The organism is Brevibacillus sp. AG, from assembly GCF_028369215.1.
Classification (GTDB): domain Bacteria; phylum Bacillota; class Bacilli; order Brevibacillales; family Brevibacillaceae; genus Brevibacillus; species Brevibacillus porteri.
This window is the reverse complement of the sequence record NZ_JAQMYO010000001.1, coordinates 316,935-338,757: the sequence shown is the minus strand read 5'-3', so window position 1 is coordinate 338,757 and position 21,823 is coordinate 316,935. Positions and strand designations below refer to the sequence as shown.

Annotated in this window: 23 protein-coding genes; 8 read left to right on the top strand and 15 right to left on the bottom strand. The window is 43.3% G+C overall.

Annotated features, from left to right (window positions below):
- Positions 1-27: 27 nt before the first annotated feature.
- The 3 genes from POF51_RS01490 (at position 28) to POF51_RS01480 (ending at position 2,257) form a co-directional block, all read left to right on the top strand.
- Complete coding sequence (locus POF51_RS01490; protein WP_170831549.1) at positions 28-534, top strand: NUDIX hydrolase; 507 nt, start codon at positions 28-30, stop codon at positions 532-534.
- Positions 535-1,093: 559 nt separating this feature from the next.
- Entirely contained in the window at positions 1,094-1,567 is a 474-nt protein-coding gene (locus POF51_RS01485; RefSeq protein ID WP_271753431.1) for a carboxymuconolactone decarboxylase family protein, read from the top strand.
- Positions 1,568-1,609: 42 nt separating this feature from the next.
- On the top strand, positions 1,610-2,257 hold the full coding sequence (locus tag POF51_RS01480; RefSeq protein ID WP_069844946.1) for an NAD(P)H-dependent oxidoreductase: 648 nt from the start codon (positions 1,610-1,612) through the stop codon (positions 2,255-2,257).
- A gap of 212 nt (positions 2,258-2,469) precedes the next feature.
- Here POF51_RS01480 and POF51_RS01475 read toward each other — a convergent pair whose 3' ends face one another.
- Positions 2,470-3,408: a helix-turn-helix transcriptional regulator gene (locus tag POF51_RS01475; RefSeq protein ID WP_069844945.1), complete on the bottom strand. Its 939-nt coding sequence runs from the start codon at positions 3,406-3,408 to the stop codon at positions 2,470-2,472.
- Positions 3,409-3,516: 108 nt separating this feature from the next.
- Between POF51_RS01475 and POF51_RS01470 the strand changes: the two genes are divergently transcribed.
- The 3 genes from POF51_RS01470 (at position 3,517) to POF51_RS01460 (ending at position 6,144) form a co-directional block, all read left to right on the top strand.
- The gene (locus tag POF51_RS01470; protein ID WP_069844944.1) at positions 3,517-3,966 is read left to right on the top strand and encodes a VOC family protein; all 450 of its coding nucleotides are present in this window, start codon (positions 3,517-3,519) and stop codon (positions 3,964-3,966) included.
- Between the two features lie 147 nt (positions 3,967-4,113).
- Positions 4,114-4,980, top strand: a complete 867-nt coding sequence (locus POF51_RS01465) for a sigma-70 family RNA polymerase sigma factor (protein WP_069844943.1) — start codon at positions 4,114-4,116, stop codon at positions 4,978-4,980.
- Between the two features lie 294 nt (positions 4,981-5,274).
- Positions 5,275-6,144 carry a PhzF family phenazine biosynthesis protein gene (locus tag POF51_RS01460; RefSeq protein ID WP_069844942.1) on the top strand — a complete coding sequence of 290 codons (870 nt, stop codon included), beginning with the start codon at positions 5,275-5,277 and terminating at the stop codon, positions 6,142-6,144.
- 424 nt (positions 6,145-6,568) lie between these two features.
- Here the strand turns inward: POF51_RS01460 and POF51_RS01455 are convergent, their stop codons facing one another.
- Together POF51_RS01455 and POF51_RS01450 are read right to left on the bottom strand one after the other, a co-directional pair.
- Positions 6,569-7,675 (bottom strand): toxic anion resistance protein, encoded by a 1,107-nt coding sequence (locus POF51_RS01455; RefSeq protein ID WP_069844941.1) that lies wholly within the window; start codon positions 7,673-7,675, stop codon positions 6,569-6,571.
- Between the two features lie 26 nt (positions 7,676-7,701).
- Positions 7,702-8,358 carry a hypothetical protein gene (locus tag POF51_RS01450; protein ID WP_106833094.1) on the bottom strand — a complete coding sequence of 219 codons (657 nt, stop codon included), beginning with the start codon at positions 8,356-8,358 and terminating at the stop codon, positions 7,702-7,704.
- Between the two features lie 139 nt (positions 8,359-8,497).
- Between POF51_RS01450 and POF51_RS01445 the strand changes: the two genes are divergently transcribed.
- Complete coding sequence (locus tag POF51_RS01445; protein ID WP_069844939.1) at positions 8,498-8,827, top strand: hypothetical protein; 330 nt, start codon at positions 8,498-8,500, stop codon at positions 8,825-8,827.
- A gap of 1,127 nt (positions 8,828-9,954) precedes the next feature.
- Here POF51_RS01445 and POF51_RS01440 read toward each other — a convergent pair.
- From POF51_RS01440 to POF51_RS01400, 9 genes are all read right to left on the bottom strand, one after another.
- Positions 9,955-10,644, bottom strand: a complete 690-nt coding sequence (locus POF51_RS01440) for a DUF4241 domain-containing protein (RefSeq protein ID WP_173621894.1) — start codon at positions 10,642-10,644, stop codon at positions 9,955-9,957.
- A gap of 80 nt (positions 10,645-10,724) precedes the next feature.
- Positions 10,725-11,432, bottom strand: a complete 708-nt coding sequence (deoD, locus tag POF51_RS01435) for a purine-nucleoside phosphorylase (protein WP_069844937.1) — start codon at positions 11,430-11,432, stop codon at positions 10,725-10,727.
- Positions 11,433-11,616: 184 nt separating this feature from the next.
- Positions 11,617-12,369, bottom strand: coding sequence for a glycosyltransferase family A protein (locus POF51_RS01430; RefSeq protein ID WP_069844936.1), 753 nt, complete (start codon positions 12,367-12,369; stop codon positions 11,617-11,619).
- Positions 12,329-13,204 carry a glycosyltransferase gene (locus POF51_RS01425; RefSeq protein WP_069844935.1) on the bottom strand — a complete coding sequence of 292 codons (876 nt, stop codon included), beginning with the start codon at positions 13,202-13,204 and terminating at the stop codon, positions 12,329-12,331. Before POF51_RS01425 ends, POF51_RS01430 begins: the two co-directional genes overlap by 41 nt.
- 187 nt (positions 13,205-13,391) lie before the next feature.
- Positions 13,392-14,612: a D-alanyl-D-alanine carboxypeptidase family protein gene (locus POF51_RS01420; RefSeq protein ID WP_069844934.1), complete on the bottom strand. Its 1,221-nt coding sequence runs from the start codon at positions 14,610-14,612 to the stop codon at positions 13,392-13,394.
- Between the two features lie 71 nt (positions 14,613-14,683).
- On the bottom strand, positions 14,684-15,499 hold the full coding sequence (locus tag POF51_RS01415; protein WP_017248607.1) for a GTP pyrophosphokinase: 816 nt from the start codon (positions 15,497-15,499) through the stop codon (positions 14,684-14,686).
- 14 nt (positions 15,500-15,513) lie between these two features.
- Positions 15,514-16,389, bottom strand: a complete 876-nt coding sequence (locus tag POF51_RS01410) for a M23 family metallopeptidase (protein ID WP_069844933.1) — start codon at positions 16,387-16,389, stop codon at positions 15,514-15,516.
- A gap of 104 nt (positions 16,390-16,493) precedes the next feature.
- The gene (locus POF51_RS01405) at positions 16,494-16,751 is read right to left on the bottom strand and encodes a hypothetical protein (protein WP_069844932.1); all 258 of its coding nucleotides are present in this window, start codon (positions 16,749-16,751) and stop codon (positions 16,494-16,496) included.
- Positions 16,752-16,937: 186 nt separating this feature from the next.
- Positions 16,938-17,144: an alpha/beta-type small acid-soluble spore protein gene (locus POF51_RS01400; RefSeq protein ID WP_007729231.1), complete on the bottom strand. Its 207-nt coding sequence runs from the start codon at positions 17,142-17,144 to the stop codon at positions 16,938-16,940.
- A 248-nt stretch (positions 17,145-17,392) separates the two neighbouring features.
- On the opposite strand from POF51_RS01400, the gene POF51_RS01395 reads away from it, so the two are divergent.
- On the top strand, positions 17,393-18,271 hold the full coding sequence (locus POF51_RS01395; protein WP_069844931.1) for a 5'-3' exonuclease: 879 nt from the start codon (positions 17,393-17,395) through the stop codon (positions 18,269-18,271).
- A 61-nt stretch (positions 18,272-18,332) separates the two neighbouring features.
- Here POF51_RS01395 and POF51_RS01390 read toward each other — a convergent pair whose 3' ends face one another.
- From POF51_RS01390 to POF51_RS01380, 3 genes are all read right to left on the bottom strand, one after another.
- A complete protein-coding gene (locus POF51_RS01390; RefSeq protein ID WP_069844930.1) occupies positions 18,333-18,632 on the bottom strand; it encodes a MarR family transcriptional regulator in 300 nt (99 codons plus the stop codon).
- A 157-nt stretch (positions 18,633-18,789) separates the two neighbouring features.
- Entirely contained in the window at positions 18,790-20,508 is a 1,719-nt protein-coding gene (locus POF51_RS01385; RefSeq protein ID WP_069844929.1) for a hypothetical protein, read from the bottom strand.
- Between the two features lie 12 nt (positions 20,509-20,520).
- Positions 20,521-21,822 carry an AAA family ATPase gene (locus POF51_RS01380; protein ID WP_069845468.1) on the bottom strand — a complete coding sequence of 434 codons (1,302 nt, stop codon included), beginning with the start codon at positions 21,820-21,822 and terminating at the stop codon, positions 20,521-20,523.
- Position 21,823: the final 1 nt, after the last annotated feature.

Sequence of the window (21,823 nt, the reverse complement as noted above, 5' to 3'; positions counted from 1 at the left end):
TTATTCTAACAAGGAGTTCAGCTTAGTATGACGAATTCATCTTGGAAAAAGTACTTGGGAGGTAAAGTTGTTTTGAATGACTATATAGGAACAATGAGAAAATACATTGGTCATGAAACTCTTTTAACCGTTGGCTGTGGGGCAATAATCGAAGACGACTCTGGACGAATTCTACTACAACAAAAAAGAGATATTTGGGGTCTTCCTGGTGGCCTTCTGGAAATTGGGGAAACATTCGAAGAGACTGTTAGAAGGGAAGTTTTAGAGGAAACGAATCTTCAAATCAGTCAAATAAAGTTGTTTGGAATATATTCCGGAAAGAATGGCTTTGCTCAATATGCAAATGGAGACAAAGTTTTTAGTGTACAGATCATTTTTCACGTGACGAAATACGAAGGTACAGTTCAAGGAAATGAGGAAAGTACACGACTTCAATTCATACATAAAAAGGATATGCCAAGTAACCTAAACCCTCATCAAGCCCCATTTATTTTAGACTGGTTACATGGAATACAGCCACCAATAATTAAGTGAGTTTTTACTTTTATCTGAGGCAGCTTTAAAGGCTGCCTTTTTCCAATTTAGGGTAATAAAGTTTGTACGCTTCCGGGAACTGCCGACAACCAGCAGCCCGACGCTAATAAGTGCCGTCACGATGGCTATGATGTGCAAACCTGTAGTCGTCACTGAGCCGCTGAAAACAGAGCAACCGGTATGTTGATCCAGAAGATGGAATGCCACCCCGCATAAGTAACAAGCAGACCGCCCAAATGCGGCCATTACGTTCGTCGCGATGGAAATTAACCCGAGAGATGAAGCCGAACTTTTGCTTTCATCGGCTTCTATCATTCGGGAAACGGAGCGAATGATTGTAAGACCTGCCGGAAAAGCGCTTGAAACTCCGAATGCTTGCAAAACCCGTAAGGCCAGGAGCCAAGCGATCTATTCTCGCTTGGCTCCTTGGTTTTTGGCGTCCACGGCGGCTTTCTTATGGGACCCTATGCGATTCGGTCACACTCTCTCCATTCGTTACGTCATTATTATGAGAGGCCGAATGAAGGGCTTCTCTCATATAATCAAAGGAGTGTTTCCTATGCAATCCAGAATGAAAAACCCTGTTATCATTTTGCCCGAAGTGGACCAATCCTTGCAGGCGTTGGGCAAAGCCTTATTTACGTCAGCCGAGAAAAACGGTGTGCCGACCCGCACGCTCTTCCTTGCCTACCTGCGTATTAGCCAAATCAACGGAGATAGCGTCTGCGTCGCTCTTCATTCCAACAACGCGAAAAATGCAGGCGAATCCATAGAGCGAATTCTAGCTGTATCCGCATGGCGCGATACGTCGAATTTCACCGATGCGGAACGTGCTGCGCTAGCACTGAGTGAGTCGATGACTCGACTTAACGAACAATCCCAGCCTGTGCCGGACGAAGTATACGAAGAAGCAGCCCGTCACTATCATGAAGCGGCGATGGCTACGCTTATTGCTGGAATCGCTACAGCCAACCTTTATAACCGGATTAACGTCTCTACTCGTCAAGTCGCAGACGTTTTGGTCAAAAAATAAATCGGCAGTCGCCGCCCATTGAAAACGGAGGTTTTTCTTTTTATGGCAACCGTACTTTATATTACAGCTAACCCGCGTGATGATGTGCGTTCCTATTCCATGACAGTAGGGAAAGAATTTTTACAAGTTTACCGTTCCACCCATCCGCAAGACGAAGTCGTGCATCTCGATTTGTTTAAGCTGGATCTCCCTCAACACGATGGTGATGTATTGGATGCACGGGACAAGCTTAGACAGGGAGTGTCTTTCGATCAATTAACGCCTGTGGAGCAAAGTAAACTCGGACGTATTTTCCAAGTTCTTGAACAATTCATAGCTGCAGACAAATATATTTTTGTCTCGCCGATCTGGAATTTTTCCTATCCGACAGTTATGAAGAACTATCTTGACGCGATCGTCCTTCCAGGTAAGACGGTTAGATATAATTCTGACGGCAGTAGAACCGGTTTGCTTGGCGATAAAAAAGCAGTTCATATTCAAGCATCTGGAAGTATAATGTCGCCTGGCTCAGGGGGGAACTACGCAGATTTTGAAATGGGGCACCGTCACATGAAAGCCATTATGGACTTTGTAGGTATAACGAGTTTTCAAGGCATCTTTGTTGAAGGGATGCAAGAATTCCTTAATCGAGCAGCGGAGTTCAAGGAAAAGGCGCTCCGAGAAGCGCGTCAAGTAGCGGAATTTTTCTAATGGAAGACATCCATGAGACGAGGGAAGCTGTTCGATCGGCTTCCCTTAGCTCGGGTACCTTCATCTGCCATAAAATGAGACAAGTGATCATGGGACTAAGAAGGAATAAACGTCTCAGCCTATCAAAATTTTATTAAAATTTTTAAGTTCCATTCGAGTAGATGGTAAACCTCAATCTTTCCTAAGCGTTTATTCATGCGTACCTCCTCGTTTTATAACGTTCGATAGTGATGTAAGAGCTGTTCTACTCTTTCCTGGATCAGTTGTTTTAACGATTCCGGCTTCACTGATATAACGTGATTGCCATACCTCATAAAATAGTCAGCTATGAACGCCTCTTCTCCGAGATTATAAAATCCTGAAATGACGGTTCGATTACCATTTTCGATTTTCATCGAAGGATAGTTTTCTTTATAAAAAATATCCTTCGCTTGTTCTAAAATTTCTACTTCAAAGTCAATACTAGTCTTGGAACGATAAATTTCTAATGCACGGCTAATGAGTTCATCGACAGAAAATGGGGATTTCATGTTTTCTTCAGCTATAGCGGTTATTCGATCGCATCTGAAGACTCTGTATTGATTCGCATGGAGGTCCATCCCGGCAGCATACCATTGGCCAAACTTGGCGGAAATTCTGAAAAATTGAACACGGTGTTTTTGTTTCTCATTATTTTTGGAATACTGAATCGTGCAGCTGCTCTCGTTCAGAATGCTTTTTAAGATTAGATCCAAAAATCGGCTGGTATGACGATGGGTGTACATTTCAAATTGCAGTACTTTTTTCATTTTGCGAATTTGCTCGATTTGCTTTTGAGAAAGACAGCTTTCAAACTTTTCATTGAGTCGATTCACACTTAAATGAAATGGTGTGGATTGATACGATTCTAACGTCAACATGGCAAAGTACAGTGCGTACACTTCATCCATCGTAAACGTAATAGGGGATAACAACCGATTTTTTAAGATCCCGTACCGCCCATGTCTGCCATGTTCCGCAAAAATAGGCATACCCAATTGTTCTAATGAATCAATGTCCCGCAGAGCAGTACTTTTTGAAATCTTATATTTCTCCATTAGGTCATTCAAATTAAAAAATTCCCGACCGTTTAAGTACCGGATCATGTCATTTAATCGTTCTGATTTGTTCATCGTAACGTCCTCATAAAGGTGTCATTAATTGATACCTTTATATAGTAAAATAAACTCAAGGTAGATATCAAGTTGCCTGACAAAATGACCTAAAAGGAGACGAATCCCATGAGTACAACACTGGAAGTAGCGATTTTCTTATCCATGAATGGAAGAGCGAAAGAGGCTGTTGATTTTTACAAAAAGCATTTTAACGCAGAGGAATTGCTGCTTGTTACCTACGAAGACATGGCAAAGCGCGACAGCTCTGTGCAACTTACGGACGAAAATAAGCATTATATTTCCCACTCCGTTTTATCCATCGGAAAAACCAAAGTAATGCTGGCGGAAAATACAATGGATGTCAACGAAAAATATGCAGCTGGAAATAACTTCTCCTTGTGTATTCAAAGTGCGGACTTAGAGGAAATCGAGCATTTTTACAAGAGCTTGATTACGGATGATAGAGTAAGGGTCATTGTACCTTTATCCAGCAATGTGTTTAGCAAAGCATATGGAATTATTGAAGACCCGTTCGGTATTCAAATCCAGCTTATGTATGATGATCGGTTGCACTGAGAAAACAAGAACGATGATCGCAATAAAAAGCAGTTGCCGTCTTAGGCGTGTGACATTGTTTCTTGAAGAATATCATGTCACATTGTTCAAATTTCTTTCGTCAGTACTTATAGGGGGTTATTATTTTTGTACGAGGGAGTTTGAATGATGAACGAACAGGATTGGTTGGCAAATAGATTCGAAGCGCAACGGTCGAACCTTCAGGCAGTAGCTTATCGAATGCTAGGATCATTGAGCGAGGCGGAGGACGCGGTACAGGAGTCTTGGTTCCGTCTTTGTCGTGCGGATGCAAGAGGCATTGAGAACATAGGGGGATGGTTGACCACCGTTGTTTCAAGGATATGTCTCGATATGTTACGATCGCGTAAATCTAGGCGCGAAGAATCAATAGAAGCTCACTTGCCAGATTCTTTCAACAGCCAAGAGAATATAATCGACCCCGAACAAGAGGCCTTATTAGCTGAATCTATCGGTGTTGCACTATTAGTCGTGCTCGGTAATTTGAAACCTGCGGAACGCATCACGTTCGTGTTGCACGATATTTTCGCCATGCCTTTTAATGAAATTGCTCCGATTGTAGGAAAGTCGGAAGCCGCGACAAGGCAACTTGCAAGCAGGGCACGTCACCGGGTTCGTGGGGGAAAAGCAACGGAAGTCGACATTACCCATCAACGCGACGTTGTTCAAGCTTTTCTTGCTGCAGCTCACGCAGGCGATTTCGATGCTCTTGTATCAGCGCTCGATCCGGACGTTATCCTTCGTGACGATCGTCAAACGGGATCTTCTCGAGTAACGCAAGGACCGGTCGCACTGGCAAACCAAGTATCTGGACGTGCACAGAAAGCAGCCCAACTGGCCTTGGTGAACGGAACAGTAGGAATCATTGTGGCTCCTCAAGGAAGATTGCTCTATGTACTCAAATTTATGATGAGTCACGGAAAGATTACCGAAGTCGACCTGATCTCCGATCCAGAGCGAATAAGCCAGCTTGACCTGTCAGTGTTGAGTGATTGAAGTAAACAAAACTTGGAGGGTTATTCTCATTTTGGAGGTAAAGAAAGATATGATTACTTGATGAATTAGTAAACCTTTTTCAGACGCTAAATAAGTAAAGTGTTCATATTATTAATAATATTTCTGACGAAATGCTATCCAAACTTTGTAACATAGGAAATAATCAATATAAGGCATCAAGAATTGTCGGGTGACCAGAACATCATCTCACTAATAGCCGCGTAAATCGCGGCGTTTGTGCTTTATAGGATCAAGTTCTTGTCAATGTAAAAATTACGAAAGAAGGAAAATGCATTGAGAACTAAAGTATACGTTTTATCTGCTTTCACTAAAAACGGAGAAGGGGGAAACCCTGCGGGAGTAGTTCTAGATACAAAAGATCTCACAGAGAAAGATATGCAAGTTATCGCAAGTACATTAGGTTTTTCAGAGACTGCTTTTATATTCCCTTCTATAAATTCAGATTATAAAATTAGGTATTTTACACCGAATGAAGAAGTAGATGTATGTGGGCATGCCACGGTTGCAACTTTTTCCTTACTAGCTCAAAGCAGAATCGTACATCCAGGAATTTATACCACGGAAACAAAAGCGGGGGTACTACATGTACAAATTTATGAAAATCAGATGATTTTCTTACAGCAAAACCTCCCGAGTTTTTTAGAAATACTTCCTTCTAAAGAGATAATAGGATCATTACGTATAAATGAGGACCAATTAATGCCTAATATGCCTATCCAAATTATTTCTACAGGCTTACGTGACATCATTGTACCTGTAAAAAGTCTAAAAGACTTATTAGAAATAGACCCTGATATGGAAGGCATCACTAAAATAAGTAAAAAGTATGATGTAACCGGGTATCATTTATTTACACTAGAAACCCTACATGATTCCACAGCTCATTGTAGGAACTTTGCACCTTTATACGACATTCCTGAAGAAAGTGCTACTGGTACATCAAATGCTGCTTTAGCTTGTTACTTAGTAAAATATAATGACAAGAAAAAAAGCATAGAAAGAACCTTTGATTTTGAACAAGGGTATACAATGAACAGCTCCTCAGAAATTACTGTAAATGTATCTGTTCACTTAGGTGATATTATATATGTTCAGGTGGGAGGTTCTGCTTCTACATTCCAAGAAAAATGGATTGATATTTAAGTAAAGTGATTTACATATTACTAAGTAGCTGATGTATTCTTGTCCTTCAAGATTACGCCAGATAAACAGTCCCAGTGACTGAGGAGGAGAGGAAGGACTTTTAGAAGAATGTCAGAAAAAAACTTATATCGTTAGTAATAATACTATTACGGCCCTGGTTGGGAGGAGGATTGCTTGGTTTAAATGACAAGATACCTATCTCAAAGACCGATCAATACCTGCCAAATATTCGTAGAAGGAAGAAGAAGTAAACGGGGTAATAGCAAGTTTGTGTGTGGCTATCATCCAAAATCCCTTCCCAATGTTGCTGCACCTCAAAAGATGCAAGAATTACATTCTGTCTGATACAATATTTCAACGAACAAAAAGAGGTAAACAAAAGAGGAAACCACGTAAAGATCACTTGGTTTCCTCTTTTATTTATTTACTGCAGAAGTGAGGTTGGCTGATTGGCTGGTGCAGAAAGTTGATTTGGATCTGCCATACCGAGTTTTACTCTCATTTCTGCATTGAGCTTATCCATCTCTTGGATGAAGTTTTTACTAGAATTGATAATTCTCCGATTTGAATCTTCGGTAATTTGGATTGCACTATACACATCATTAAATGCCTGCTGTAGTTTATTAATTGCGATACTTGGTTGCTCCAGCATCGAGGTGATTTCTTGTGTATTCTGTTTTAAGCTTTGAGCATTGGCTACCAGCATATCCTCAATGGCTTGATTGGTATTTTGTACGGCTTCGATTACCTTCTTCTGATTATTCAAGGCCAACTGAATCGCAGCGGACACTGTGACAACGTTTTGCGTCATTGTAATCGCGTTAAAGACAGCTTCATCCAACTTTTCATTATTGTCCGCAATAACATCAACAGAAGCGATGGATTGTTGTAAAATGTTGATCATTTGACTCATATTTTTTACTCTTGTTACGACTTTGACCATTGCTTTTTCAAATTCGGGTTTGCGAAGTTGATTTTCAGGCTTATTGCTTTCAACTTCAAGCATCTCAAGCAACCTGTTACCGAAGTAAATCCGTTTCTCTAATTCATAAATATTTTCACCGGATTTTTTCTTAATGTATTTCAAGTTAATTACATCTTCTTTTAACTTGTCACTGCCATTAAGCAAGGAGGAAATGATGTTATCAATTTGTGTTCTAACGGATTCATATTTTCGAATATATGTGGAAATTGGGTTTTTCCCTAAGATTCTGTTGAAAAGATTGCTGATCCCACCGCTTTGAAAGATTTTATTAGGATTCAATTCTTCTGTGCAAGAACGAAGCTTTAAGAGTGTATTGGGAATATCATTGTTTTTCCCATCCATCAGATCTTTCACAGGTCGTTTTAGAATTTCGAGAGATTCAGCGGCATTTCGTTGGGTGCTTTCACCCAAATTACCCAGCTGCTCAAAAATTGAATCCATCTGGCTTTGATTATCAGTTTGCAGCTGGCGCACCACATTTTCTGCTTCAGATTGGATCTTGATGATGTCTTCTTGTTTAACTAATTGGATAGCCTGTGTCGTCATTGCTATAACACGCTCCTTAACAGTAATTAGTAAATTTCTTTGGCATTATATTTTTCGGTAATAAGATTAAGCTTTCTCTCCAACTCATAGATGTCGTGTTGTTCAATGGATGTAGAGATCACTTTCAGCTTTAGGTTGATGTCACGGAGACCGTCTAATAATTTACGCCTATTATTCAACTTGTTTTCAACACTCAGCCTCAAGAAGGGGTTGATGACACTATTCAAGTCTTTCATAACGAGCATTTTAATATCATGCTTCGTTTGCGCACTACCGAGCGTTTCTATGTAGGGGAGGAGAGTATCGATCTTAGAGCAAAGGTTTGTTGTCTTTTCGGAAATTTCATCATCGAGGTTGCGCTTGTCATTTTCGTTAACCACAATTTCCTTAATAATTTGTAGATACTCTCGTATTTCTGATGAGTAGGTAGATTCCGGTTCCCTTTTAGTTTGTTCACTCTCCGCTTCAGTAGAAGTAATTCTCTGGTCCGGTTCTGGTACCGTGAATCTACTTAATTGCTGCTCTTTCTTTTCAGCAAAGACAAACCCTATGGCTGCTGTTAGCAAAGGTATGGCTAACATAATAAAAGTCGGAAGTATCGTGGATGCAAGTAAAGCTATGAAATATCCCGCTACAGCACCAAGGAATGCATATCTTTTTCTGTATCTAATTCTTTTTTTCATCTTTTATCCTCTCTTTCTTACTTGTTTATCGGAAACCTTGTAAACCATATATAACATGACAAAAAAATATGTAAAGATGTCTATTTCGTCTTTCGACAAGAAATTCTCAAATAAGAGAGCCATCAATAAGGGAGGAACAATGAGTTGGGTATGCGATTTGACCCATCCTAGTTGGGTTCCCTATATATTCTTGATTTTAGCATTTTATGGCACGCTTTGTATGGTCGAATCACAGCTTTCTATCGAGCAGTTTGCGCTTGGTGTGAAGTTTGATGATAATCGCTCGATTGACATCTTTCTGTTTGGCAAAAATGATTACGAAGGAGGAGAACTCTCTGAAAGGGATTTCTTCAACTACGTAAATAATCACATTGTCAGGAAATATCAACTTGAGGGTTTTACAAATTACGCGGGGGTAATGAAACGTATCGTTAAAAAATATTCTTTATTGATGAGCTGCCACGGATAGTCTAATAGGACACTAAGTTGGAATGGACGCGGCCACACAGGCATAGTTGCCTTGTTGAAAAGGTTACTGACCGCACCATCTAAAGGGTGGAGGATCATGACTGAATAACTAGTTCAATTAAGTAGTCATGGAGAGGAGGATTGATGAGAAAAGGAAACAGAGGTTGAATGAAAAAATCAATTTTTTCATCACAAATTGAAAATTGAGTCACAGTAAAATTTATTTATTTCGTTATAATGACTTTCAGTTCATAAAATCGACATTTCATGAACTGAAATGAAAACGGATCATTCACTAGTAGAGGAACAAGTACATAGAGAGTCTATTCTCGAATAATTACCTTATAAAGAATGCTAAGTACTTTAATGTGCCTTGACATTTGTTTATCTATGTGGACTTTAAAACCTTCTATGAAATTTATACGCAATTATCACGCATGTTATAGCAGTATGTTTGTGTCGCCAGACAAACAGAAATCCCATTACATTTACACCTAGCCGATTTCTGCTCTTTTTATAAGTTTACATAATATATATTATCGGACTCAAAATGAAATGCATAATTTCTGAAAGGGGTACTCACCTGTTTTTATAAGCTAGGTGTCACAAACTCATTCTTAGATGGATCTAATTGAAAGATAACGCAAAATAAATAGCTTTTCCCATCTATCAGTGCTCTGACATACATGCATTACCGAAACTTGCTCTCATATAAACCTAATTAGTAATAAGAGCTTTTTCAGTATGTTTATCAGCTTCACAAAACACTAAGACATTAATCATCCATCTACATAAACGGCATAACACCACTTAAATTTCATTATAATAAAAAAATTCATTTTAAATAAAAAACATCATTTACATTTATTGTAAATTCATTTATATTATAATTAAGATCACTATAACTAAAAACGCCCGGAGGTCCCCAAATGACCAAAGTAATCCCAAAATCCAAAACGATCACCTCTACACCGAAAAAAAGATCGTACGAAAATACCTTGAATAACCTGGCGCAGTACCTTGAACGAAATAAGAAAAAATAACCAATAAAAAGAGTGCCACTGGAGGCACTCTACTTTGGCGTTTATATGCTTTTCTTCTCTCTTCCTTCCCCGTTTACCCCAACTTCTATTCTTCAGCCGTTCCCATCCAATTTAACAAGTAAAAATCTGTTACCAATCGTGCGATTTGTCCCTCGGCATCGTAACCGATATAGCTCGCGTAGCTGCCGTCTCCCCATCCTGTTGAAAACATAGCGACATTACAGCCTTCCCCTATATCGATCAGACCCCAACTACGCGTGTGTTTATACGTTTGGTCCATTTTCTTCGTCAACGTCTCATAAAACATCTCGTCCTTCTCCATTTCTCGTTCCAAAAGCGCGCAAGCTTCTGCATCCATGAACGAGCCTGTACCCGCATCCACACCGTAGCCAAAAAACTCTCCTTCGCCAAGCTGTGACACATCTGACTCCGCCCAAACAGCCATTTTCCAAGACACGACAGGTTTGTCTGAGAAGGCAATCCGTGCCAATGCTACCCGTTCATCTGGCTCCAGAGAATCATCTGTTTGCTCTTCCTTTGACAGGGATTGAACTTGCGCGATAGCGAGCTGTACGGAGAAGCTCCCCTTTGGGAAAACCTCCTCAAACGGTTCAGTCTCAAACATGACAAACGGATCGTTCGCCACGATTTTTCCTGTTTTCACTTGAAGCTTGCCCATATCTTGGCGGAACAACCGATATAAATAGCCATCCTGCTCTATCGTATACCCTTCGTCAAATGCCGTTTCAAAAAAGGCAGGGTAATTATGTTTCATGATTCCATCCCCTTTTTCTATCCTCTACATAAAATCCCACTGACGATAGTTTGCCAGTGGGATGTCGTCTGCATGCTAATTTACTTGATCAGAGCTGCGTCCAGCGCCACTTCAATCATTTCATTGAAGGTTGTTTGGCGCTCGTCAGCGGATGTTTCTTCACCCGTCAGGATGTGATCACTTACGGTGAGAATAGACAATGCGTTGCGCTTGTATTTTGCAGCCAAAGTGTACAGCGCGGAAGATTCCATTTCAACAGCAAGCACTTGATAGGATGCCAATTTTTTGTACAAATCTAGGTTCTCGCGATAGAAGCTGTCGCTCGTAAAGATATTGCCCACTTTCACAGACAGATTGCGCTCTGTCGCTGCTTGATACGCTTTGTACAGCAAATCAAAGTTAGCAGTCGGAGCAAAATCAACCTGATTGAGCAGGAGACGATTCGTTTGAGAATCGGAGGATGCAGCCATACCAATAATCACATCACGTACTTTGATGTCTTCCTGGATCGCGCCGCATGTGCCTACGCGGATCAAGTTTTGAACACCATAAGATTGCATGAGTTCATTGACGTAGATCGAGATAGAAGGAACTCCCATGCCCGTTCCTTGTACAGAAACGCGCTTACCTTTGTATGTACCTGTGAAGCCGAGCATGCCACGCACGTTGTTGTAGCACTCTGCTCCTTCGAGGAAAGTTTCAGCAATGTATTTGGCCCGTAGCGGATCGCCCGGCAGCAGGATGGTTTCAGCAATTTGACCTTGCTGTGCTCCAATATGGATACTCATAATCTGTTTGCTCCTTTATCAAGAAAAAATGACCTACTTGCCTATCGTACTACAAAAACCGAACAATGCAAAGTCAAGAGATCAAATGATTCCAGTGACTTAAGATTGCATGTTTGCACGAGACTTTTGAAAATAACGAATAAGCGATACCGACAGATGGCATCGCCTCGACAACGGTTTCATTTCATTTAAGGGACATCACGTAATCCATTGCTTCCAAGTGATCTCCCAGGATCGTCTGGTTAACGCTCGGTTTATTCTTTCTTTGTGTCGCTCTTTTTCTCGTAAGCTTTGCTGATGCAATGTAAGGAGATGGCTCGACTCGCAATTGATTGTGCAGAGCAATGGCGTGCGCAACGGCAGGTACGACCAAATGTTGAACGCCGATGATAGAGGCAGCTTGTCGCGTCATGGCAAAAGGTAAATCGTACATCGAGGAAGTTCCTAGTTCATGTCGTGAAACTAAGGTATTGAGAAATGTCTTCGCTAGCAAAACGGTATCCGGTTCTATTGATGGTTGTCGAAGTGGTGTTATGGGCTTTCTCAAAGCGATGTCTGCTCCCCGGTAACACGTTCTGACAAAGGACTGCATGTCATTTGCAGCTACAACGTGATCCGCATCGAGAAACAACCACACATCTCCTGTGGCCTCCTTGGCACCAATTGCTCTCCATACATCATCCCCTAATGGAAATGGGTACACAAACGCTGTGAGTGGACAAGAAGAATACGTGAGTATCTTTTTCACCGATTGATCCAGGCAGCCATCCACAACAAGTACGATTTCCATGGGCCGGAGCTTCTCAATTTGGTTGAGTACTTTTTTAATCGTCCGCTCGTGGTGAACAGAGAGGATGACACTTAACCGATGTAAATTCTGGCATTTTTCTTTGCCATTAATGTGCTCTTCTCTGCGTTTTTTTGTGGGATCTCGCATATTTCGCTTTGCGTTTGCCACCCCATCCACCGCCCTCCTTTACGCGCGATTCCAGATGAAAGACCGAGCGCAAATGCAGAACGTCTGTTGAATGCACCAAGTCGCGGTGTCGTTGTCCATCCTGATCTGCGTGTCGGAGCTTCGTTCCATCCGTTAATAACTGGATTGCCTTCGCATGCTCCCGGTAAATCGTACGGATGTCTTTTCGTACGATATCACGAGTGCCGGTTGGTTGTTTTTCGGGAGAAAACGGGGCGATTGTCGTCATTTTGAGCCCCAAGGCTGATGCTTGAACCAAAGCAACTGCCGGATTGCATAAACTCTCGGAACCAATCGCCTCTAGAGCACTCCGGCTCAAGGCAAATGGAATGTTTTCAAAGGAAGCGGAGCCCATTCTTTTTTGACCAAGAAGATGGTTCAACAAGCAATAGGCACTTCTTGGCGAACGTTTTCCTCTTCTTGATACCGAGCGGTCCGAGCATGTCGTGATAATGACATCTGATCCCTTTTTGACTAGCATGACATATTTCTTCAAGTATAAAAGAGGCATGGCGAGGCGTTCGTCGATAAAGAGGACAACATCTCCCCTCGCGTGAGCAGACCCAATCGCTCTTGCCTCATGGCTGTCTACTTCCAAACCGGTTGAAATGACTTGTGCTCCCCATGCATTGGATAGGGTATCTTCATGGGAGCTCACTCCGTTGCATACGACGATTATTTCCGTGTGTGGATCTATTCTTTTGACAGCAGAGAGCAGCTTTTTCGCACTCCTGGCGCTGTCACTTATTGGGATGATGACGGACACGGCAGGGTGATCATAGATTCGGTTGTCCATCTCACTCCCCCTCACCAGATGAAAAGTTATTACTCTAATGTACGTTCGTTTTCCACGATTGGACACGGCATCTATCCCTCACAACTCAACAAGTGATGACCTACATAAAACACTCAGTTTCACCGTCATTTCGCAAAAAAACAGGACGTGCATATTGCTACGTCCTGTTTTGATTCTCATTTTCGCATTAATAGAACCGCCGTTGAAGACTGCGCTCGCGGATTCGTTTATTCCTCTGTGCACGGGAAAACGTAAACACGATTAAGAAAAGGTTCATTCCTAACCAGACGATCAATACGCTATAGCGGGCCAGTGGATGTGTGTCGCTACTTTCTAAATCCCCAAACACAGTAGTAGGAGCTGGAGCAGGCGGATCATGACGAAGCAACGGATAAGAGACGGCTAGCTTGCCAGCCTTAACAGACAGGTTCCCATCTGCTTTTAGCTCTACCAATGGCTCCACACCTTTGGGAACCGTCGCATACAAGTCCTCCTTGGCTGTAAAAGTCACGACCGAGTTGTTGCCAGGAACAGCTACTTCTGAAAAAGAATCCCCTTTTTTGGCGATTGGTTTGGTCTCAAATCCTTGAAAACCAAAGTCCAGTAGTTTTTTCACATCTTTGTATGCATTTGCACTTGTAGAGGCCTTCATCGTGACAGCGATGAGCTCCATTTCTCCACGCTTGGCGGAGCCTACCAGGGTATGCATCGCTTGATCAGTAAAACCGTTCTTGATTCCCGTTGCACCTTCATAATCGCGCAGGAGCTTGTTGTGATTCACCAATACCGTTTCCCACGTTTGTCCATGCCAAGGCAGCCGCTTCGTACCGACAATTTCCCTGAAAACGGGGTTTTTCATCGCGTACTGCGAAATTTTGGCCATGTCAGCAACAGTCGTGTAATGATTCGGATCATGCAGTCCGTGTGGATTGGTAAAATTCGTTTCGGTGACACCTACTTTTTCTTTCAAATAGGCGTTCAAATCCACTGCAAAAAGCTCTGTGGTCTGGCTCATATGCTCAGCAATCGCTGTACCAGCGTCGTTACCTGAATTCATGAGCAGTCCGTACAATAAATTGCGTAGGGAAATCTGTTCTCCCTCTTCCAAATAGACGCGTGTACCTTCTTCACGGCGTGCTTTTTTTGAGACAGTGACAGTGTCATCCAGTTTCCCTTTTTCTATCGCGTAAATACCTGTTGCGATTTTTGTAATACTAGCAGGGTACAGCTTCTCATGAGGGTTCTTTTCAAACAAGACTTGTCCCGTTGTAGCATCAATCAGAATGGCTGATTGTCCAGTGAGAGTGTTAGGCTCCAGGCTTGATGACTCCTCGGCAAAAGCGGAAGACATGCCAAGGTTGAACAAAACCATCACCACAACGAGTAGGTTCGTTAGCAAAAAGCGCATGTTAGTCTATATCCTTTCCTACTTTGTCGCGTTTTTTCAGGTTACATTTGGTCTGTAGACAACAAAAGACGTTATTTCAACCGGATCCCCAACAAATCGTGAATCATTTTAAACTTAGGATTGTCCGCAAAAGCCTCTTCGAAGCCACTGACATGTTCTCTGTACAAAGCGGCGGCAGAATCCAAATCCTGCTTGACATACAAGGAAAATATTTCTTCCAATTTTTCTTCCAATGTCGTATCAACTTCTGCCGGCGTGAGAATTTCTTGACGCAAATTGTTCATCAACACGTCGAGCTGATGTGTGATCACGGACGCTTCATGAAGCTGCTCCAAGACATCTGTCGGAATGTTGCCCGCATACTTGTAGCGCAGTTCGTGTTCATTCGTCGCCCAGAAGTTCATGCCCAATGTACGGATTTGGATCTCACAAAAGAGTGTTTTCTTTTCGCTGCCGTGGTAGACCGTATAAGAAACAATCATGTGAATACTTCTGTAGCCGGAATCCTTTGGAGCTGCGATGTAGTCTTTGACATCGTGAATGACGATATCCTCCCGCTCCTGCAACAACTGAAGCACCTCGCGCACGTCGTCTACATAGCGACATACGACTCGAAGGCCCGCGATATCCTGGACTTCCTTGGCGACGTCACTTTGCCAATGATCTCCCAAAAAGTCGATTCCTTTTTCGTTCGCCTTCTTTACTAAACTGTCGACTTTTTTTACTCGTCCGACAACAAATTCAATAGGAGAATAACGGCCGCTTTTTAGAAAGCCGTATTTTATTCCTTTTAGTTTTAACTTTAGCTCTTCAACTGCCTGTTCATACGGCGCCAAGAAATGAACCATGTTGTTGAGCACCTTGCTTGGCACATTTGTGACTCTCATGAAGACACCTCCAATTACTTCCAGAGGAAAGGTGATGCATCAAAAAACGGCTGCGGATTTACATACGTATTACCCACTAACATGCCGTAATGAAGGTGAGGACCTGTAGAAAAACCGGTGCTACCCATTTGTCCAATCACCTGTCCCTGTTTTACTTCTTGCCCTGTCTTGACATCTAACTTGGACAAGTGAGCATATATGGAAAAAATATTTAACCCGTGATCGATGATGATGGTATTACCTGTTAAGTATAAAGAGTCGGCCAGAACCACTTTCCCATGGTTGCTCGCCCAAATTGGCGTTCCTGTTTTGTTCGCGATGTCGATCGCCGAGTGCCGATTGGCTGGTACACCATTTACTACGCGTTGGTAGCCGAATGGAGTCGTTAATTTTCCGACTGCTGGCTGTTTAAACGGCTCCGAGAAATACGGAATCGCTCTCGAGTTTGATCTGGCTGCATTGATCTTTTTTTGATCAGCATTGATTCGATTCGTATCCTGTCGCATTTTGTTGAGCTGTTTACTTACCGTAAGCTTGTCTACTTCAAATTTTTTCGGTGCGATTGTCACAGATACGGAAAGCTTTTTGTCAGCAGATGTAACTTTATAGGTGCCTGCTTTCGTGTTAAAAGGAATCGGGATAAACCGGGCATACTCATCCTGTGTCTTTTGCAAACGATAGTTCTGAGAGAATACCGTTACGGTTTGTGGCTCTTTACTGCGTACAAAAATAACGTCTCCAGGATATGTTTTGGCTGGTGTTACGCTGATCGCTGGTTGTTGTTTCGTTGTTTGGGCGTAAACCCCTTCTACTGTCTGGCTGAATATGCTTGTCCCAGAGACGAGTGTCAATGCTGTGACCAACATAAGACTAACCATTGATTTGAACATAGACATGCTCCCTCCCATTTTCTAGTATAACAAAACACACCCTGAAAGGAAAAAGAAAAAGAAGGCTAATGAGCTAGCCTTCTCCAATCATTCCAAATGTAATCTTATTGTTTCTTCGAATAATCCGACATCATTTCCATGATGGATTGCACGCCTGTTAGCATTTCGCTTGCACGTTTGGTTTTTTGCGAGATGCCTTCAAAATCAAGTATCCCTTTTTTTCGGTCGTTCCATCTTTTAAACAATTCTTCCGCCATATCGGGATTGCTTTTGACCGCTCTAATCCGCATGGAATCTTCGAGAACCCACGCTTCAAATTCGGGATGCTTTTTTAAAAGCTGCTTTACTTCTTTTTTCTTCATAGCCGGAAGTCGCTCCTTTCCACTGGACAAACGAGGATAGTTAACTGTTCGTTACACCATATGACTAGTCCGCGATTGTGCTTGTGTGTTTGCACCACCCAGGAAAGAAAAGGGCTTTTCATGGTAAACATAGAAAGGCCCCTAAAAAGGGACCTCTCTTCATCCAGCTATTTACTTGTCAGTACGTTAAACTTGGCGACCTGCCATTTGTTGCTCAGCGAAGCTCACCAGACGCTTGGTAATTTCGCCACCAACAGAACCGTTTTGACGAGAAGTAGTGTCTGGTCCGAGATTTACACCGAATTCAGATGCAATCTCATACTTCAGTTGATCCAAAGCTTGGTTCGCTTGAGGAACTACCAGATTGTTGGTTCCACCTTGGTTGTTAGCCATGATTGATTCCTCCCGACGCGTTTTTTCTCCCGGGACGGGGTTGAACCGTCAGCGTTTTGCTTCTCGCCTTGAGACCGGAAGTTAATTTCAAGAGGTGGTGTTGACCTCTTGTGGTACTATCATCCCACCGTAATAAAAGTACATGCACGTTTTCTCACGATATTTCAGTTGTAAAATCTGACAAGGTTGTCCCGCTCCTTTATGCTATAATGGTGCGTATAGTTTGGTAGTGAGAGGGGCAAGGTTTTGTGAGTGATTCAGGAAAAGTACTGCTCATCGATGGCATGAGCTTTTTATTTCGCGCCTTTTATGGTTCTGCTTGGGGTGGAGCCTATCGCCAGACTTCAACAGGTGTGTACACAAATGCGGTTTATGGATTTACAAAAATGATGCTCGATTACGCAGAGTTGACGCGCCCTACTCATCTTGTAGTGGGCTGGGATGTCGCTTCGCGCGAGTCATTGGTGCGCAGTCAATGGTATGACGGCTATAAATCAAATCGCCAAGCGGCACCGGATGAGCTCATTCCTCAATTCGATTTGGTAAAAGAAGTAACGGATGCGTTCTCGGTTCCGAACTTGGGTTGCCCAGGCTATGAAGGCGATGATGTATTGGGTACGCTCTCCACACGTCTTTCCGAAGAAGGACACGAGGTCATCATTGCGACGGGTGATTACGATAGCTTGCAGCTCATATCTGAGCGAGTTAGTGTAAAAATCCTGAAAAATGGTGGCAAACACGAGCATTATAATCCAGCGAGCCTCTTGGCATTGCGTGGCATTTCACCTGAACAGGTCGTGGATGTCAAAGCTTTAATGGGAGATGCATCTGACTGTATTCCAGGCTGCCCAGGTATCGGCGAGAAAACAGCGACAAAGTTGATTACCGAGCATGGTGATCTGGACAACCTATATGTAAATCTGGCAAATTGTACGCCTAAAATGCGCAGCAAGCTGGAAGAGAATCGCGATCAGGTGTACTTGAGTAGAAAGCTGGCTACGATTATTCGGGATGTTCCGGTGGAGTATGCGCTGGAGGATGCCGTGTGGGAATACGATCGTCAAGTCGTTCAGAGCAAATTCGACGAGCTTGAATTCGGACGTACGATGGCAGCGAGAGTCAGCTAATTGGGGTCATGATCATCGGCTGAGAAGAAGCGGTCTATCCACTTTTTTTCAGCCGATTCCTTTATGCACTGCATAATCGCTCCGTCAGTGAAACCCACACGATTCGGCGATCCGTTTGGTCTCGGAATCTTCGTACCAAATTTTCCTCCTCCAGCCTACTAATTAAGCCTGAAGTTGTGCTGTTTGACAAATCAACAGCCTTGCTAATGTCCCCCATCGTTTTTGGCCCATTTCCAAGAATTTCGAGAATCAATACTTGTTGCCAGTTGATTTCATTTGTCTCTAGCTCTTTTTGTGCAATATTTGAAAACAAGACATTGGCTCCCCGTATAAGCTTGGCCAGCTTGATCAGTTCCTTCATAGTGCCCTCCTTTTACCCTTTCCTATTGTTAGCTACGCTCAGCATAGGCGAAATTATTAAAGAAAAAAGGAGGTAAGAGTTAAAATTTTTCTTAAGCTTCCCTAAAAAAATCCCGTCCCATGAGAGGAGACGAGATTTGGAAGTGACGTCGAATCACTTATTTGGCTGTTTGAAATACATCCAGGAGCAGTCCTGTATTCTCTTCCCCATCCGCTTCCCAGCTCGTCGCAAATTTGACACGGTGAGAAACGCCCAGCAAATCATACGCTTGTACGAGATGCTGCCTCGCAGAACCCACAATCAAGCTGTGCAAGCGAACTTGTTTCTGCTGGCCTAAAGAGATGAGCTTTTCTTGGACATAAGGAGAAATGCCTCCAATTCCATCTGTTACCATGACAAAATCTGCTCCACGCCACGCCTGTTCCTTTTCAACCAGCTCGATGGCTCGCTTCATCGGGGCGTCAAAGTGAGTTCCACCGCCAAACGCCATTTGCGCCAAGCCGTAGAAGGCAGGCCAATCAGGTTTTTTGTGATAAAGCGGTTGCTCTTTGATCTCGCCTTTTGCCCCGAACAAGAGGAGGATAAAATCACGCTTTTCCAGCATCGCGAGGGCGGCAAACGTCATGAGGAAGATTTGCGCAAGCCGCAGCTTACTTCCTCGCATCGAATGGGATGTGTCTAGCATACAGATTACCGGACCTTTTGGCGGTTCTTCCACCCATCCCGAGGTATCGTAGGTCATGAGCTTTTGCTCCAGCCATTTGAGCATGAAGTAATTCTCGAAGTCCGGATCAGCAAGAAGCACTGCTTCACCAGGCAGCATGTGTGCAATATCGCCCGATTGCCGCAAATCATAGTATTCCTCAGGAAAATGTCTGGAGCGAATTTCTTTGCGCTTCACACGAAAGCGATGAACTTGCCTTCCTACCTCGTTCAGAAAAGCAACCAGGTCAGGATGTCTCTTCAATTTCTCAATCCATTTCAAATACTGCTCAAAGCTTTGCCTGCGCAGCTTGCCTAGCTCATAACCCCAGCTTCGGTTGGCAAAACGCTGACTGGCCGTAAATACCTCTTCAACAAAAAGCGTATCGAGTTCTTCAGCGGATAGCGTCGCCTTTAACGATTGCTCCAGCCATTGTCCCAGCTCTTTTTCAAAAGCGGCAATCGCTTCCTTCTCTTGCTTTTGGAGTCGATCCAGCTGCTTTTCCCTCTGAGCGAGGTCACTTTCTAGTTTTTTCACCTTTTGCAGAAGCTTGGTCCGTTTCGTGAACTGGACTTTCATTTCTTCTTGCAGCTCAGTAATGCGATTTTGCAAGGACAATACCTCTGCCCGCACTAACGGCTTGGTGTCCATGGCCTCTTGCTTGTCTTCCACGACCCGCTTCCCCTGTTGAAGCGTATAACCAACTAACTCGAGCTTGGTCTTTTGTTTTTCTGTCAGTAGCTCGGAAAGCTGTGCTTGTTGACTTCCTTCCTGACCTTGCTGGTCTTTTAAGCCAGTCAAGAGCGGAGAGGGCCGCTGATCCTTCTCCCGCTGCTTCACTTCCTCGGAAAACGTCTCTGTCAGCCACAACAAGGCCTTGATTGCGGTTTTGAACGACGCACTTTCCTGCCCGACTGTACGATGATGAATCATGCGTGTAAAATACTGCTTCATGAGCGTACGAATCATCCAATGATGAAAAGGAGTGGATTCTTGCGTCAGATCGATTTCCGGCTTTTCCAAATAAAAGACGAGGAAAAAATCGGCCAAGAGCTCCAAATCAAACCATGCTGCTCGTGCCCGCGCCTCATGAACCCATTCCTGAGCCGTGCGCGAAGAGGCGAGGTACGTTTCAAATACATAGCGATCAACACCACTAGCGCGAATGATCATACGAACTACCCCCTACAACGTAAAATCATAATCCGCCCCGGGGATTTCCTTATCAAAAATCGTCCGATACGTGCGCTGTAGCTGCTGCAAAATCCGTTCGCCTTCAATTCGCAGGTACGAATATTTGACCGCGTATTTTTCTACATGCGGAATCAAGCGGTTTTTTTCCAGAACATAGGCATGCAAATCGTGTTCCCGCTTCTCCCACTGAATGAGACGATTGCGCAAATCTCGCGCCGTCTCTTCCACCTCATCGCGACTCTCCTCCAACAACCGGACATTGTGCTCCATCGCTTCCTTGCCCAGCTTTGCGCCCACTTCCTTTTTAAACTGGAACGCATGCAGCTCCGATTCTTTTTCCTTCCATTTATCTGCAATTTGTCCGAAGCGTTGGAGTGGCAATTCGTTCTCCATATCATTCTTCAGCATTTCCGTAAATTGTTGTTCAAACGCTTCTTGCATGACCGTCAAGTCCTCAGGAACATTCCACAGCATGTGCGGAGTGAAAACGGTGTCCCAGATTGTCACCTGCTCACGTCCATGCAAAGCGGCAGAAGTACGCCATACATGCGCGATTTTGCTCCAGCGACGGTCGGAGAGCACATACTCTTTTGCTTCCAGGTCTTGTTTTAGACGGTACAAGAAATAAATGATGGTTTCTGGAATGACCACTTGCTTCGCTGTCGCTTGAATATCCTTCACGTCATACAGAGAGAACACAACAGGAAGAGGCGTCGTTGGCAATGAAAACATGCGCTCATAGCTTGCAGCATGCTTCAAATAGTGAACCTCATAGCGGAACAGGAAGCGGTCATACAGAGCGGTCAATTGATCATCGTCATCGGGAAGTTCATTCGAGGCAGCGATTAAGAACTGCAACGGAACCTCCTCTTTTTCTCTGCCGTTGAAATAAATTCGTTCGTTCAATATAGAAAGCAGCGCATTCAAAATCGCGCTGTTCGCTTTGAAAATTTCGTCCAAAAACGCAAACTGAGCGTTAGGCAAATAGCCTGCTGTTTTTCGTACGTATTGATCCAGTTTCAATTGTTGAAGAGAGACTGGACCGAATATCTCATCGGGCGTCGTAAAACGGGTAAGCAAATACTCAAACCAATGTTCCGATCCAAAAAGCTGAGAGACAGACCGTGCTAGTTGAGACTTCGCAGTTCCCGGCGGACCGATTAACAAAGCATTTTCCCCGCTCATGATGCCGAGCATTAAAAGGCGAATCAATTCACTTCTTTCCAGGAAACGGCGCTCCAAAAGCTCAATTGCTTGGTCCATTTTACGTTGGATGGGTGTAGTCGAATTCATC

Bases quoted from the DNA above. Each gene is read 5' to 3' on its own strand.
- POF51_RS01490 (WP_170831549.1), top strand. From the start codon at position 28: ATGACGAATTCATCTTGGAAAAAGTACTTGGGAGGTAAAGTTGTTTTG.
- POF51_RS01485 (WP_271753431.1), top strand. From the start codon at position 1,094: ATGCAATCCAGAATGAAAAACCCTGTTATCATTTTGCCCGAAGTGGAC.
- POF51_RS01480 (WP_069844946.1), top strand. From the start codon at position 1,610: ATGGCAACCGTACTTTATATTACAGCTAACCCGCGTGATGATGTGCGT.
- POF51_RS01475 (WP_069844945.1), bottom strand. From the start codon at position 3,408: ATGAACAAATCAGAACGATTAAATGACATGATCCGGTACTTAAACGGT.
- POF51_RS01470 (WP_069844944.1), top strand. From the start codon at position 3,517: ATGAGTACAACACTGGAAGTAGCGATTTTCTTATCCATGAATGGAAGA.
- POF51_RS01465 (WP_069844943.1), top strand. From the start codon at position 4,114: ATGAACGAACAGGATTGGTTGGCAAATAGATTCGAAGCGCAACGGTCG.
- POF51_RS01455 (WP_069844941.1), bottom strand. From the start codon at position 7,675: ATGACGACACAGGCTATCCAATTAGTTAAACAAGAAGACATCATCAAG.
- POF51_RS01450 (WP_106833094.1), bottom strand. From the start codon at position 8,358: ATGAAAAAAAGAATTAGATACAGAAAAAGATATGCATTCCTTGGTGCT.
- POF51_RS01445 (WP_069844939.1), top strand. From the start codon at position 8,498: ATGAGTTGGGTATGCGATTTGACCCATCCTAGTTGGGTTCCCTATATA.
- POF51_RS01440 (WP_173621894.1), bottom strand. From the start codon at position 10,644: ATGAAACATAATTACCCTGCCTTTTTTGAAACGGCATTTGACGAAGGG.
- deoD (WP_069844937.1), bottom strand. From the start codon at position 11,432: ATGAGTATCCATATTGGAGCACAGCAAGGTCAAATTGCTGAAACCATC.
- POF51_RS01430 (WP_069844936.1), bottom strand. From the start codon at position 12,369: ATGCGAGATCCCACAAAAAAACGCAGAGAAGAGCACATTAATGGCAAA.
- POF51_RS01425 (WP_069844935.1), bottom strand. From the start codon at position 13,204: ATGGACAACCGAATCTATGATCACCCTGCCGTGTCCGTCATCATCCCA.
- POF51_RS01420 (WP_069844934.1), bottom strand. From the start codon at position 14,612: ATGCGCTTTTTGCTAACGAACCTACTCGTTGTGGTGATGGTTTTGTTC.
- POF51_RS01415 (WP_017248607.1), bottom strand. From the start codon at position 15,499: ATGAGAGTCACAAATGTGCCAAGCAAGGTGCTCAACAACATGGTTCAT.
- POF51_RS01410 (WP_069844933.1), bottom strand. From the start codon at position 16,389: ATGTTCAAATCAATGGTTAGTCTTATGTTGGTCACAGCATTGACACTC.
- POF51_RS01405 (WP_069844932.1), bottom strand. From the start codon at position 16,751: ATGAAGAAAAAAGAAGTAAAGCAGCTTTTAAAAAAGCATCCCGAATTT.
- POF51_RS01400 (WP_007729231.1), bottom strand. From the start codon at position 17,144: ATGGCTAACAACCAAGGTGGAACCAACAATCTGGTAGTTCCTCAAGCG.
- POF51_RS01390 (WP_069844930.1), bottom strand. From the start codon at position 18,632: ATGAAGGAACTGATCAAGCTGGCCAAGCTTATACGGGGAGCCAATGTC.
- POF51_RS01385 (WP_069844929.1), bottom strand. From the start codon at position 20,508: ATGATCATTCGCGCTAGTGGTGTTGATCGCTATGTATTTGAAACGTAC.
- POF51_RS01380 (WP_069845468.1), bottom strand. From the start codon at position 21,822: ATGAATTCGACTACACCCATCCAACGTAAAATGGACCAAGCAATTGAG.